Here is a 12,724-nt window from a genome sequence, read left to right as displayed (position 1 = left end):
CGGGGTTTTGCCGGTCCCGACCTTACGTGGCTTTATGACGACAGCACGAGCGACGCTCGGCGGCGGCTGCTTCTGGTGTATCGAGGCAGCGTTCGAGGAACTCGAGGGTGTTGAGTCAGTCACCTCCGGCTACGCGGGAGGTCACGTCACGGACCCGACGTACGAGCAGGTCTGCTCCGGCGAGACGGGTCACGCGGAGGTCGTCCAGGTCGAGTACGACACCGGCGTGCTCGGCTTCGAGGACGTGCTCAAGGTGTTCTTCACGGTCCACGACCCGACCCAGCTCAACCGGCAGGGGCCGGACGTCGGGACGCAGTACCGCTCCATCATCCTCGCTCACGACGACGAGCAACGCGAGTTCGCCGCGGCGTTCGTCGACGAACTCGACAGCGAGTACGACGACGACATCGTGACCGAGGTCGTCGACCTCGAGACGTTCTACGAGGCCGAGGAACACCACCAGAACTACTACGACAAGAACCCGAACGACCGCTACTGTACGTTCCACGCCGACCCGAAGATAGAGACGGTCCGCGAGAAGTTCGCGACGAGAGCGCAGTAGCCGTGTCCGGTCCCGGTGTCACCCCGCTCCGGGCGCGACCGGAAGGAGGACGACGGCCCGCGAACCGGCCGCCGTCTGTTCGAGCCTGAGTTCGCCGTCCGACTTCGAGACGAGCCAGCGGACGATCCACAGTCCGAGCCCGTCGGAGTGCTCCAGTGCGGTCTCGAACCCCGACTCGCGGAGCTCGATCTCCGACTCCGGGATTCCGGGGCCGTCGTCCGCGACGACGAGCCGCACGGTCCCCTCGTCGTGGCGTGCGATGGACACCCGGACCGTCGGTCGGTCGTCGTCGTGGTGGACGACGGCGTTCTCGAGCAGGTTGTCGAGGACGAGCCGGAGGTGTTCGTGTGCGAGGACCGGCGGTGAACGCCGCTCGGTGACCCGCACCTGCGCGTTCGGGTGCGTGTCGACGAGGTCGGCGGCGGCGCGGTCGACCAGCGCGGAGAGGTCGAAGGTGTTCCGGGCGTCGGACTCGAACGCGGTCTCGATGTGTCTGGCGCGCTGGCTCAGCTCTTCGATGTCGTCGAGCGACCGGCGGATATCCTCGACCGGGGCCGCCGGCACGTCGGCCTGCTCGACGATGCGGTCGAGGAGCCCGCCGACGACGGTCAGATGCGTCCGCAGGTCGTGTCGCAGCACGCGGTTGAGGACGCTCACCCGTTCGGCCTGGTTCTGGAGCGCCTGCTCGTGTCGCTTCTGTTCGGTGATGTCCGAGAAGGAGACGATGACCTCCCCCTCGTCGTCCCCGACTGCCGCGGCGTTGACGAGCAGCCAGAGCCGCTCGCCGTCGGCCCGGTCGACGACGTACACCTCGTTGCGTATCGCGGTGCCGGTCGCCGAAACCTCCTGGAACCAGCCGTCCGCGAGCGTCGGACCGTCCGCCGCCGTCGGGGTCACGCGCCACGGTTCGTGCTCGTAGGCCTCCGCGACCGTCCGGCCGTCGTCGACGCCGAGGATGTCGCGGGCGCGCTGGTTCTCCTGTTCGAGGGAGCCGTCGCTGTCGACGACGAGGATACCGACCGGGCTGGTCTCGAGGAGTCGCTGCTGGCGCTCCCGCTCGGCGGCCAGCTCGGCCTCGGTCAGCTTCCGCTGGAGGATGGCTCCGAGGTGCGCCGTGATGGTCTCGAGCAGTTCGAGGAAGTGGTCGTCGCGACCCTGGCTCGTGTCCGTCAGCAACACGAGGACGGTCAGGACGCTGCCGTCGGTGCCGAGCACCGGCACCGCGACCGCGCTCTGCAGCCCGAACTGGACGACCTCGCCGAGCCACGGGAGCTGGGCCTCGCTGCCGGCTTCGAGGTCCGGCACCCACTCCGGCGCACCCGTCTCCCAGACCCGTCCGGGCAGCCCCTCGCCCCGGGAGAGCTCGAACCCGCTGCGCTGCCGGCCGAACGACTCGAGCGCAGAACTCCCGGTCCACCACGCGTCCTGGAACCGCAGTTCGTCGCCGTCCGGAATCCAGGCCTCACCGTAGACGGCGTTCGTGTTCCCGACGACCGTCCGCAGGGTCGCGGTCAGCGCGGCCCCGAGGTCGGGAGACCGGGCGGCGGACTGGATGGCGTCGAGCAGTAGTTCGCGCTCCCGGTTCGCCTTCACCTCGTCGCCGATATCGGTCCCCTCGACGACGATGGAGCCGACGGTCCCGTCGTCGCGGACCACCGGGCGCAGCGAGGTGTCGAGGTGGATGATCTCGCCGCCAGCGCCGACGTTCGTCGTCTTGAACCGGACGAACTCGCCGTCGGCCGCGCGGTCGATGGCGGCCCTGACACGGTCGCGTTCGGTGCCGGAGTGAGACCACCAGGGCAGCGTCCAGAACTGCCGCCCGGTCGCATCCGCCGCGGCGATGCCCGCGAACTCGCAGGCCCGTTCGTTCACGTCGAGGAGCCGGCCGTCGGTGTCGAGGACGCCGAGGAACGAGCTCGGGTCGGCGAACACCGCCTCGAACCGACGCTCCGTCCGACGAAGCTGTTCCGTCCGGGCCTCGCGCTCCGTCACGTCACGGCCGATGGCACAGAGGCCGACTATCGTCCCCCCGACCACGATGGGGCTCGTCTCGAACTCGACGGGCTGGCGTTCGCCGTCGGCCGTGCGTACGTCGAGCTGGACCGTCCGCGTCTCGCCCTCGGCGACCGCCGCGAGGTGGTCGTCGAGTCGAGGTGTGTGCGCGTCGTCGACCAGCGACCGGACGTCGAGGCCGTCGAGCTCCGTCGCCGTCTTGCCGAGGACGGTCTCGACCGCGGGGTTCCAGTGTCGCAGGCGGCCGTCGCGCCCGACGACCGCGACGAGGTCGCGTGTGTGCTCGACGAGCGGGTCCAATTCGGGGCCGCTCGGATGCCCGCCTTCGGACCACGCCTCGACCGCCCGGCCGACACGGAGCGCGAAACGCTTCGGATTCGCGACAGCGGCCTGCCAGACGACCTCGTCGACGGGGCCCGACGCGGCCGCCTCGGCCAGGCTCGCGTCGTCGACCACGAGGAGCGCCGGCGGCGGCTGCGAGACCACGTCGGCACACTGCCTGAACCAGACTAACCCGGGGACGCCCGCAGCGACGAAACAGGTTTCGGCGGGGTTCTCGAGCGCAGCCGCGTGGTCCGTCGCCGCTCCGGCCGAGAGAACGGCGTCGACACCGTCGGGGACGGTCTCGTCGGTCGGTCGCGAGCTGTCCTCGACGGCGACCCAGACGACACTGACCGGAGAGTCTTCGGCCATCAGCTGTTACCACTGTTATCGAACGAAAACCGGGATAAAATCTTGACGGCCCTCGCGACGCCCCCGGCCCGCTCACTCGGGGCCGGAGACGGCGACCGTCAGATGTTCCCCAGCGGCTGTTCCTTCGCGTCGGCGAGCCGTTCGAACTGTTCCTGCGAGAGGTCGACGGCGGCGGCACCGAGGTTCTCCTCGAGCTGCTCGACGGTTCGCGCGCCGAGGAGCGGGACGGAGACCCGGTCGTGATGCTGGAGCCACGCGATGGCGGTCTGTGCGGGGGAGGCACCGACCTCGTCGGCGACGGCGTGGAGCTCGTCGAGCAGGTCGAAGTTCTCGTCGGTGAGGTAGTTATCGCGGAAGCGGTCCTCGGCGGCGACCTTCGAGTCCTCCGGCGTCTGGTCTGCCCGCGTGTACTTGCCGGTGAGGAACCCCTGAGCGAGCGGGCTCCACGGACAGAGGCCGAGGTCGTAGTCGGCGCACATGTCGAGGTAGTTCGCCTCGACCTCGCGGTCGACCAGGTTGTACCGCGGCTGCGTGACGGTGAACGGCTCGTAGCCCCTGCGTTCGGCGAGCTCGTTCGCCTTCGCCACCTTCCAGGCGTTCGGGTACATCGTGGACGCGCCGAGGTAGTTCACCTTGCCGTCCTCGACGAACCGGTTCAGGGTTCGCATGAACTCCTCTGCCGGCGTGTCGTCGTCCCACCGGTGGATGTACAGCAGGTCGACGTAGTCCGTTCCGAGTCGCTCCAGCATCTGGTCGATCTGTCGGCGGAGGTGCTTGCGCGAGAGCCCGCGGCCGTTCGGGTCGTCCTCGCGCGTCGGCCAGTAGATCTTCGAGGCGATGACGTAGTCCTCGCGGTCGCGGTCGGCCAGCCAGTTGCCGATCCACGTCTCGCTGTCGCCGCCGCCGTAGACGTCCGCGGTGTCGATGAAGCGGCCGCCGTGTGACTCGTAGGCGTCGAGGAGTTCGTAGGCCCGGTTCTCGCCGATCTCGACGCCGGCCTCCGTCTCGCGGCCGAAGCGCCAGGTGCCGAAGGCGAGTTCGCTGACCATCGTACCCGTCCGTCCGAGCGGAACGTAGTCCAGTTCCATAGCCGGCGGTAGCGCGGCCGGACGTATAAATTCGGAAGCCCCGGTAAACCGTTCGGGGGGCGCGCCGTCGTTCGAGCCGGTCGAACGACCCGTTCGAGCCCGCCCGACCGGGACTGCAACAGTTGTTCGGATTCAAACACAACCAGCAGGCCAGATATGGATTGAGCTTTCAGGACGGCTTGTAAAACTTCTAAACGTCTCTCGAAAGGTCTCGAAGAACGGCAAAACGAAACAGCAGGTGGTAAAACGCAGGGAAATAACCCGAACGCTCGACCCGTTATATGGTGGTGTCCGTTCAAGGCGTTGATGCCGACGAGGTGCCCCTGATGTCCACCGCACTCCCCGACACCCACGACCGACGCATCGACACCCAGTCACTGCTCGCGCCCGTTCGAAAGGGCAGCTTCTGGCTGGCAGTCGTCCTCCCGTTCGTCCACCTGCCGCTGCTCGCGTCGGGGCTCGGGAGTGCGGACGGCGCAGGGGCGTTCCTCGTCCTGCTGGCCCTGAACGCGCTCGCGCTCGTCGTCGGCCACGGTCACGGCCCCGACGACGCCGCGGGCGCGTAAGGTCCACCGGCATCCCACACCGAACCCACCCACACCGCGCTCCCTGCCTGCCACCTCGGCCCACACCAGCGTTCCCCTCCATCCCCCCACACCACCGCTCCCCTCCGCCACCTTTCCCCTCCACCACCCCACTACGTCGGCCTGCCCGCCGGGCTACGCCACACAGTCCGACCAGCAGTCGGCGGTGCGGCCGCGAGTCCTTTTCAGGTCACGGCTCCAACTCCGGCCCGATGGAGAAGGAGCAGATACGCCAGCAGGTCTGGGACGACCTCGAGGAGAGCGGGACGGCGCGGTTCCCGTACCCACCGCACTACCGGATCCCGAACTTCGCGGGCGCCGACGCGGCGGCGGACCGACTGACGGAGACCGACGAGTGGCAGGCTGCCCGGACGGTGAAGGCGAATCCGGACGCGCCACAGCTCCCGGTCCGTCGGGCGGCGCTCCGGGCCGGCAAGACGCTCTTCGTCGCGGTCCCGCGGCTCCGCGACGAGCGGTGCTTCGTCGAGCTGGACCCCGAGACCGTCACGGACATCGACGACGCGACCACGGTCGGCGGACTGGGGGACGCCGGCGTCGCGGTCGCCCCCGACGAACTCCCGCACGTCGACCTCGTCGTCAGCGGGAGCGTCGCGGTCTCCGAGGACGGCGCACGAATCGGGAAGGGTGAGGGCTACAGCGACCTGGAGTTCGGGGTTCTGGCGGAGTTCGACCGGGTCGACGCCGAGACGACCGTCGCCACGACCGTCCACGAGCGACAGGTCCGGGGCGAGAGCCTCCCACACGGCGAGCACGACGTGCCGATGGACCTGGTCGTGACGCCCGAGCGGACGCTCCGGCCGGCCCGGGACGGCCGACGACCGTCCGGCATCGACTGGCGGGCGCTCCCCGCGGAACGTGTCGACGAGATACCGGTGCTGCAACGACTCCAAGAGGAGGTTCAGTGAGTTCCGGCCGGCCGCCGCTCAGCGCCCGAGCGGATAGGCCGACGGCTCGGCGACCACGCCGAGGAGGAACTCGCGCGCGGCTTCGACGACGGCCTCGGTCTCGCCGGTCGCCTCGCGGGCGGCCGACTCGATACGCATCCGGGTGACGGTCGGCGTCTCGAAGTCGAGCGTCGTCGGTGCGAGTCCGAGGGCGGTCGTCGCGGCGTCGAACCGACGGTCGAACGGCGCGTGCTGGTCGACTACCGGATTCACGTCGCTTCCCCCCTCGCGTCCGGGGTTCCGGTCGGTCCGGGCGGCGTCCGAACTGCTCGCGAAGACGCTGTCTCGCTGCGTCGGTTCGACCGACTCGGTCGTGAAGATCGACTCCTGTCCCATCCGGTGTAGCGTGTCCGGGGGCGACCATGAATGGTACGGCCGCTTCAAGCGACGGTTGCGCCGTTGCGAGGGGTGGCTGTGGCCGAGGGTGCCGAGCTGGCGGCCGTGAGATTACGAGACCGGCTGAGGCTGCGGGGTAAAACATCTCGAAGGCGCTCGTCCGCTCGCAAAGCGTTCCGACCCGACAGTGAAACGTAGTTTTCCACTTCGGAACCGTGAATCGAACCGAACTCACGGCAACGGTCTGGCCGTTATATGCTGTCGGCGTCACGAGCAGTAGCCGTCCGACCCATGGCACCCGCTTCCCGCACCCGAACGGTAGACGACCCGGCGAGACTCTCCCCGTCGCTCGAGCCGCGACCTCTCACCGGCGAGACCGTCGCCGTCGACGTGGACGAACAGCTCCTCCGTGCGGCCCGCTCCGCGCTCGGGTATCTCGAGGACTCCGACCGGACGACCGACACCGGCGCGTACGTGGTCGATGCCGTCAGGATGCGCGTCGAATCCCTGACCGCCCGTGTGGAGGCGCTCCCCCACGACCAGTTCACCGCCCGTTTCGACGCCTCGGACGTGGTGTTACTCGTCACCGGGCTGTTCGGCGTGGCCCGCCACTACGCGGACGCCGACGACCTGCGTGCTGCTGACTTCCATCGGGAGCGTGCCGGGCAGCTGCTCGACGTGCTCGTCGAACAGCGTCCGGACCTCGTGAAGAACCTCCGTCGGGTCGCCGCGAACTGAGCTGGCCGGCCGTCTCGACCCGCCCTCCTACACTGCGGCCGTTCCCTCGACCTCGCCGCGAATCGCGTTCGCGAGCAGCGGCCGCATCATCCCGACGAGCGGTGCCTCGCCGCTGTCCGTCCAGACGGCCCGGTGCGTGCGAACGCTCGGGAGCTCCGTCGGCGCGTCCGCGCTCACCAGCAGCGCCTCGCCGTCGGTCATCAGGACACTCGACACCGCGCCGTTCCGGATGGGGACCGTCTCCCACCAGGTCCACGTCTCGACGACGGTCGCGTCCGCGACGCGCTCGGTGACGCGCTCGCGAATGGTCCCGTCCGGGGAGCCGACGGTGACGTCGACGCCGGCGTCGGCCGCGGCCGCGAGTGCGTCCAGCAGGTCGTCCGTCAGGAGGTCGAGGGCGGCGACAGCGAGCATCACCTCGTCGGTGGTGGCCTCGACGAGGGTCGCCATCCGCTCGGCGACCTCGTCGCTCCCGTCGGTGACCCATATCTCTCCGCCGTCGTCGCCGCGTTCACCCTCGCGGAGCTGGGGGAGTAGCTCCTGGAGGCGCTCGAGCTTCCGGTCGACGCGCCGCTCGATGGTGTCGAGTGCGTCGTCGGAGTCGCTTCCCCGGTACTGGCGCGGCTTGGACTGCTGGACATCCACGAGACCGCGGTCCTGAAGCGTCTCCATGCAGTCGTACACCCGTGCCTGTGGGACATCGGCGACCTCGCTGGCCTCCTTCGCGGTGCCCTGTCCGATGCGGGCGAGTGCGACGAAGCACTTCGCCTCGTACTCGGTCAGTTCGAACGATTTGAGGAGTTCGACCGTCTCAGCGACGATGTCGTCGGTCGACCCCGCGTCGGTGTCTGTCATGCTCGGTCAGGTCGTTGGCCCTGGTTCGGTGGGGAGTCGTTTAGTCGTTCGCCCTCGCGACGGCCGCTGCCGTGCCCGCGGTGGACTGGGGGTTTCGAGGCCATCACGCCGTCGCCTGGGGGGTCTGCTGGAACTCCTCGTCCGCCTGGAGGAGCTCCTTGTAGCGGTTCCGGATGGTGACCTCGCTCACGTCGGCGGCGTCGCCGATCTCGCGCTGGGTGAGCTTCTCGTCGGTCAGCAGCGAGGCGGCGTAGATGGCCGCCGCCGCGAGCCCGACGGGCGACTTGCCGCTGTGGACACTCTGGCGCTTGCCGGCCTCCAGCAGCTCCTCGGCCCGGTGCTTCAGTTCGTTGGGCACCGAGAGCTCGGAGCAGAACCGCGGCAGGTAGTCGAGCGGGTCCGCGGGCTCGAGCGCGAGGTCGAGCTCCTTGACGATGTACCGGTACGCGCGAGCGAACTCCCGACGTTCGACTCGGCTGACCGGTGCGAACTCGTCGAGGCTCCGGGGCACGTTCGCCTGTCGGGCGGCGGCGTACAGTGACGCCGTCGCCATCGCCTCGATGGAGCGGCCCGGCAGGAGGTCGTCCTCGAGCGCACGGCGGTAGATGACCGACGCGGTCTCCTGGACGTTGTCCGGGAGGTCGAGCGCGCTGGCCATCCGGGTGACCTCGCCGAGCGCCTGCTTGAGGTTGCGGTCCTGGGCGCTCTGGGCGCGGAAGCGCTCGTCCCAGGTGCGCAGGCGCTGCATCTTCTGGCGCTTGCGCGAGGAGAGCGCGGAGCCGTAGGCGTCCTTGTTCTGCCAGTCGATGACCGACGAGAGCCCCTTGTCGTGGAGCATCTGCGTCGTCGGGGCACCGACACGCGACTTCTGGTTCTTCTCCCGGCTGTCGAAGGCACGCCACTCGGGGCCGTGGTCGACCAGGTCCTCCTCGAGGACCATCCCGCAGTCGCCACAGACGGTCTCGCCGTGCTCGTCGTCGGTGATGGCGTCGGTGCCGCACTCGGGGCAGACCGTGCGCTCGTCCTGCGTGCGCTCGGCCTCCTCGGCCCGACTCGTGCCACCTGCTCTGCTACGCCGTCTGTCCCGCGACGGCGTTCGACTCTCGGTCGTCTTCAGCGTCTGTTTCGGTTCGGTCATTGGTGAACCATCGAGCGGCTCGGATGCTCGTGTACCTCCAGCTATGTGGTGTACTATGTTAATAGTTTCTACCCAGCTACTACGATAGTAGGAAATAGATGCGCGCCCTCGATTGCCGTGCAGTACGGTGGTTCTGGCGGTCGAACCGCCGAGACGCACGCCCGGTGACTACGACGAACGTCCCAGTCTGTGGTCGGCGGGGAGAACGCGCAGACGTCGTCTCCAGGGTCACGGATGGGGATCTCTCTCGCCGCCCACTTCGTCGTACACCGCTACACGTTAGGTACCGAAGCCCCCCACTCCCGAGATCCGTCTCAGAACTGGTGACGAGTCCCGTCCTCGGCCGCGTCGTACACCGCCTCGACGACACGCATGTCGACGAGTCCGTGCTCGCCGTCCGCCGGGATGGCCTTCTCACCCAGCACGCGGTCCGCGAAGAAGCAGAACAGTTCGCGCATCTGGTCGGCCGGCTCGTACGTCACACTGGTCTCGCCCGCCGGGGTCGAGAGGAACAGCTCGTTCTCCTGAGCACCGAAGAAGCCCGGCCGCATCCGTATCTCGCCGGCAGTGCCGACGACGCGGAACTCGGCGGTCTTGTACGCGTTCTGCGAGACGGAACACAGCGCGGTGACCCCGTCGGGGAACGCGAGCTGGAAGCCCGCGCGCTCGTCGGGCACGCGTTCGAACCACTCGCCCCCACCGGACCACGTCGCAGCGGTCACGGCTTCGGGGTCCGCGTCCAGCACGAACCGGCTGGTGTTGATGGGGTAGACGCCCAGGTCGGTGACGGACGCCCCGGGGCCCGCGAGGTCGGGGTCCAGTCGCCAGTGCGACGGGTCGTCGAACATCTCGGCGATGGGCTGTGACATGTGGCCGTGAACGGTCACCGGGTCGCCGACGACGCCCTCGCGCACCAGCTGGCGCACCGACCGCGCCGCACGGTCGGTCTGCATCCGGTAGCCGACCATCAGTGGCACGTCCTCGCAGGCCGCGACGAGTCGCTCCGCGCGCTCGACCGACGCCTCCATCGGCTTCTCGCAGAGGACGGCCTTCCCGAACTCGGCCGCCGTCTCGACGTGTGGCAGGTGCAGCGCGTTCGGCGTGCAGACGTACACCGCGTCGTAGGCGTCGACCGCCTCGCCGGCGGCGAACTCGTCGTAGGAGAGCCCGTGCTCGACCGACGGCCAGTCGGCGACGGCCCGTTCGCGCTTGGCCGACGACCCGCTGACGCCGACCGTCGCGGTACAGTTCTCCAGGTTCGCCAGCGCCGGCAGGACGCGTTCGCGCGACCACCAGCCGAGGCCGACGATGGCGACCCGGAGCGTGCCGTCGGCGGTGGCCTCCCAGTCGCGTTCGTCCGTGCCGAGGTATCCGTCGAACTCCATGGTCGACCGTCCACGGCGACGACCGTAACTCCCCGGACTTCGGCGTGACTGACGGGACCCCCGTCGGCGAGGGCAACCGTTTTCGCCCGCCGGCCCCACTGCCGGGACGAGAAGCGTGTCCCACGTCGCCACCGGAGCCAACATCGTCGTGACCGCCCTCCTCGCACCCGGTATCGTCGCCCACGAGTTCGCTCACGAGCTGGCGTGCCGGTTGCTCGGGGTGCCAGTCCACGGGAGTGCGTACCTCAACCCGCTGGCGAGCGACGCGTACGTCGACCACGAACCCATCGAGTCGTTCCCGGCGGACACCGCCGTCGCACTCGCCCCGCTGGTGGTCAACACGACGCTCGCACTCGCCGCGTTCGTCGGTGCGGTCGCCCTGGCCGGCACGCCGGTGTGGCCGCTCCTCGTCTGGGTCGGTGGGACGCTCGCCCTCACCGCCTTCCCCAGCCACAGCGACACCGCGTCGATGGTCGAGACCGCGCGAGCGCTCCCGACGGTCGCTCGACCGTTCGGACTGCTCGTCGCCGTCCCGGTCAGGCTCGCGACCGCGATCCCCGGTGTCTCAGGGTTCTACGGGTTCTTCTACGCGCTCTGGCTGTACGCGATGGTCGCCAGACCGGGGGGCTGAGGATGAACAGCGTAATGTAGCGCCGCCCCCACGTTTCGGGGTACCATGGACTTCAGTGCGGTCTTCTTCGACCTCGACAACACGCTGTACCCGTACCAGCCCTGTAACGAGGCCGGGAAGCGGACGGCCTGGCGACGGGCGAACGACCTCGGCTACGAGCTAGACCGCGGGGCGTTCGAGGCGCGCTACCAGGAAGCTCGCAGGGAGGTGAAACGCGAGCTCGCCGGCACCGCGTCGGCCCACGAGCGCTTCCTCTACTTCAAACGCCTCATCGAGATTCACACGGGCACCCACAAGTCCCGCCACGCGCTCGAGCTCGGCGAAGCCTACTGGGACGCGTACATCGACGAGATGGAGCTGTTCGACGGCGTCGTCGAGACGTTCGACGCCATCGGCGAGGCGGGGCTCGACATCGCCATCGTGAGCAACCTCACCACCCGGATCCAGCTCAAGAAGATACAGCACCTGGGTATCGAGGGTAGCATCGACCTCGTCGTCACCAGCGAGGAGGCTGGCTCGGAGAAGCCGGCCTCGATCATGTTCACGCTCCCGCTCTCCCAGCTCGACCTGCGGCCGAGCGAGGTCGTCATGGTCGGCGATTCGGTCACCGCCGACATCGAGGGCGGCAACGCCGTCGGTCTGACGACGGTACTGTTCAACTCCGACGAGACGGAGCTCGAGAGCCGACGCCACCCGGACCACCACGTCGACGACTTCGGCGACATCGCGGCGGTGGTCGCGGCATGAGCCACGAACAGCAACGACAGGCGGTCGTCGACTGGGCACCCGAACTCGCGGACCTCACTCCGGGTCGGACCGGGAACCTGAGCGTCCGCGAGGGCGACGCCTTCGCTGTCACGCCGACCGGCGTCCCGTACGACGGGTTCGACGCGGACGATGTCCCGGTCGTCGACCTGGAGGGCGAGCAGGTCGCCGGCGAGATGAAACCGTCGAGCGAGGTGCCGATGCACCGCCACCTCTACCGGTTCCTCGACACCGGTGCGGTCGTCCACACGCACTCGACGTGGTCGACGACGATGTCGGTGCTCCACGAGCCGCTGCCGCCGGTGCACTACATGATCGTCGCGGTCGGCCGCGAGGTGCCGGTCGCGGAGTACGCGCCGTACGGGACCGAGGAGCTCGCCCGGAACATCGTCGACGCGATGGACGAGGCCGACTCCCGGGCCTGCTTCGTCGAGAACCACGGGCTCGTCGTGACCGGCGAGGACCTGCCGTCCGCCGTCGAGAACACCGGTCACGTCGAGAACCTCTCGCAGGTGTACCTGCAGGCACGCGGGAACGGCGAGCCACAGGAGCTGAGCGACGCCCAGCTCGGCGTCGTCGAGGAGAAGTTCGAATCCTACGGGCAGTAGCGGCGGCGAACGCTGTCACGGACGCCGTGCGTCGGGAGGCCGAGTCGTCGCAGGGACAGAAAGCTTCGGTTGACGGGCGGCGGTGGGCACGAACCCCGCCCGTCGCGAACCACCGGCGGCCTGGGCAAGGGGCCGGTGGCGTCCGAAACCGTACGACCGACGGGAGCGGGCAGGCACGAACCCACTCCGTCGGCGAAACCGCCGAGGTCCCGGGCAAGGACCCGGCGGCGTGTCAGGACCAGCGGCGTGCAGCCACGCCGGCGTCCCCCCGGGCGCCGACGTGGGCGGGCCGAGCGTCTCGACCCTCCGTATCCCCCATCACGTCGACGTGACCGATGGTTCCACTGATCCCACTTGGGTGGA

Annotated in this window: 13 protein-coding genes; 7 read left to right on the top strand and 6 right to left on the bottom strand. The window is 69.1% G+C overall.

Features of this window, described 5'->3' with window-relative positions:
* Positions 1-34: 34 nt before the first annotated feature.
* The gene (gene msrA, locus BLT27_RS04795) at positions 35-562 is read left to right on the top strand and encodes a peptide-methionine (S)-S-oxide reductase MsrA (protein WP_089731902.1); all 528 of its coding nucleotides are present in this window, start codon (positions 35-37) and stop codon (positions 560-562) included.
* 18 nt (positions 563-580) lie between these two features.
* Here the strand turns inward: msrA and BLT27_RS04790 are convergent, their stop codons facing one another.
* Both BLT27_RS04790 and BLT27_RS04785 read right to left on the bottom strand, forming a co-directional pair.
* A complete protein-coding gene (locus BLT27_RS04790; RefSeq protein WP_089731901.1) occupies positions 581-3,268 on the bottom strand; it encodes a PAS domain-containing protein in 2,688 nt (895 codons plus the stop codon).
* Between the two features lie 98 nt (positions 3,269-3,366).
* Complete coding sequence (locus tag BLT27_RS04785) at positions 3,367-4,356, bottom strand: aldo/keto reductase (RefSeq protein ID WP_089731900.1); 990 nt, start codon at positions 4,354-4,356, stop codon at positions 3,367-3,369.
* Positions 4,357-4,682: 326 nt separating this feature from the next.
* Between BLT27_RS04785 and BLT27_RS04780 the strand changes: the two genes are divergently transcribed.
* Together BLT27_RS04780 and BLT27_RS04775 are read left to right on the top strand one after the other, a co-directional pair.
* Entirely contained in the window at positions 4,683-4,922 is a 240-nt protein-coding gene (locus tag BLT27_RS04780) for a DUF8028 family protein (protein ID WP_089731899.1), read from the top strand.
* A gap of 230 nt (positions 4,923-5,152) precedes the next feature.
* The gene (locus BLT27_RS04775; protein WP_089731898.1) at positions 5,153-5,866 is read left to right on the top strand and encodes a 5-formyltetrahydrofolate cyclo-ligase; all 714 of its coding nucleotides are present in this window, start codon (positions 5,153-5,155) and stop codon (positions 5,864-5,866) included.
* Between the two features lie 18 nt (positions 5,867-5,884).
* Here the strand turns inward: BLT27_RS04775 and BLT27_RS04770 are convergent, their stop codons facing one another.
* Positions 5,885-6,241 (bottom strand): hypothetical protein, encoded by a 357-nt coding sequence (locus BLT27_RS04770; protein WP_089731897.1) that lies wholly within the window; start codon positions 6,239-6,241, stop codon positions 5,885-5,887.
* Positions 6,242-6,532: 291 nt separating this feature from the next.
* Between BLT27_RS04770 and BLT27_RS04765 the strand changes: the two genes are divergently transcribed.
* A complete protein-coding gene (locus BLT27_RS04765; protein WP_089731896.1) occupies positions 6,533-6,979 on the top strand; it encodes a hypothetical protein in 447 nt (148 codons plus the stop codon).
* Positions 6,980-7,006: 27 nt separating this feature from the next.
* Here the strand turns inward: BLT27_RS04765 and BLT27_RS04760 are convergent, their stop codons facing one another.
* From BLT27_RS04760 to gfo6, 3 genes are all read right to left on the bottom strand, one after another.
* Positions 7,007-7,834, bottom strand: coding sequence for a TrmB family transcriptional regulator (locus BLT27_RS04760; RefSeq protein WP_089731895.1), 828 nt, complete (start codon positions 7,832-7,834; stop codon positions 7,007-7,009).
* A gap of 103 nt (positions 7,835-7,937) precedes the next feature.
* On the bottom strand, positions 7,938-8,972 hold the full coding sequence (locus BLT27_RS04755) for a transcription initiation factor IIB (protein ID WP_089731894.1): 1,035 nt from the start codon (positions 8,970-8,972) through the stop codon (positions 7,938-7,940).
* Positions 8,973-9,286: 314 nt separating this feature from the next.
* Positions 9,287-10,357 (bottom strand): D-xylose 1-dehydrogenase Gfo6, encoded by a 1,071-nt coding sequence (gene gfo6 / locus BLT27_RS04750; RefSeq protein WP_089731893.1) that lies wholly within the window; start codon positions 10,355-10,357, stop codon positions 9,287-9,289.
* Positions 10,358-10,472: 115 nt separating this feature from the next.
* On the opposite strand from gfo6, the gene BLT27_RS04745 reads away from it, so the two are divergent.
* Genes BLT27_RS04745 through BLT27_RS04735 form a run of 3 tightly spaced genes read left to right on the top strand, consistent with a single transcriptional unit; the run spans position 10,473 to position 12,361 of the window.
* Positions 10,473-10,988 carry a hypothetical protein gene (locus BLT27_RS04745; RefSeq protein WP_089731892.1) on the top strand — a complete coding sequence of 172 codons (516 nt, stop codon included), beginning with the start codon at positions 10,473-10,475 and terminating at the stop codon, positions 10,986-10,988.
* 45 nt (positions 10,989-11,033) lie between these two features.
* The gene (locus tag BLT27_RS04740; RefSeq protein ID WP_089731891.1) at positions 11,034-11,735 is read left to right on the top strand and encodes a ribulose-1,5-bisphosphate 5-phosphatase; all 702 of its coding nucleotides are present in this window, start codon (positions 11,034-11,036) and stop codon (positions 11,733-11,735) included.
* Complete coding sequence (locus BLT27_RS04735) at positions 11,732-12,361, top strand: ribulose-1-phosphate aldolase (protein ID WP_089731890.1); 630 nt, start codon at positions 11,732-11,734, stop codon at positions 12,359-12,361. The genes BLT27_RS04740 and BLT27_RS04735 overlap by 4 nt, the downstream gene beginning before the upstream one ends.
* The last annotated feature ends 363 nt before the right edge of the window (positions 12,362-12,724 follow it).

Source organism: Haloarchaeobius iranensis, assembly GCF_900103505.1.
Lineage (GTDB): Archaea > Halobacteriota > Halobacteria > Halobacteriales > Natrialbaceae > Haloarchaeobius > Haloarchaeobius iranensis.
This window is presented reverse-complemented; position numbering and strand designations above follow the sequence as displayed.

Bases quoted from the DNA above. Each gene is read 5' to 3' on its own strand.
- msrA (WP_089731902.1), top strand. From the start codon at position 35: ATGACGACAGCACGAGCGACGCTCGGCGGCGGCTGCTTCTGGTGTATC.
- BLT27_RS04790 (WP_089731901.1), bottom strand. From the start codon at position 3,268: ATGGCCGAAGACTCTCCGGTCAGTGTCGTCTGGGTCGCCGTCGAGGAC.
- BLT27_RS04785 (WP_089731900.1), bottom strand. From the start codon at position 4,356: ATGGAACTGGACTACGTTCCGCTCGGACGGACGGGTACGATGGTCAGC.
- BLT27_RS04780 (WP_089731899.1), top strand. From the start codon at position 4,683: ATGTCCACCGCACTCCCCGACACCCACGACCGACGCATCGACACCCAG.
- BLT27_RS04775 (WP_089731898.1), top strand. From the start codon at position 5,153: ATGGAGAAGGAGCAGATACGCCAGCAGGTCTGGGACGACCTCGAGGAG.
- BLT27_RS04770 (WP_089731897.1), bottom strand. From the start codon at position 6,241: ATGGGACAGGAGTCGATCTTCACGACCGAGTCGGTCGAACCGACGCAG.
- BLT27_RS04765 (WP_089731896.1), top strand. From the start codon at position 6,533: ATGGCACCCGCTTCCCGCACCCGAACGGTAGACGACCCGGCGAGACTC.
- BLT27_RS04760 (WP_089731895.1), bottom strand. From the start codon at position 7,834: ATGACAGACACCGACGCGGGGTCGACCGACGACATCGTCGCTGAGACG.
- BLT27_RS04755 (WP_089731894.1), bottom strand. From the start codon at position 8,972: ATGACCGAACCGAAACAGACGCTGAAGACGACCGAGAGTCGAACGCCG.
- gfo6 (WP_089731893.1), bottom strand. From the start codon at position 10,357: ATGGAGTTCGACGGATACCTCGGCACGGACGAACGCGACTGGGAGGCC.
- BLT27_RS04740 (WP_089731891.1), top strand. From the start codon at position 11,034: ATGGACTTCAGTGCGGTCTTCTTCGACCTCGACAACACGCTGTACCCG.
- BLT27_RS04735 (WP_089731890.1), top strand. From the start codon at position 11,732: ATGAGCCACGAACAGCAACGACAGGCGGTCGTCGACTGGGCACCCGAA.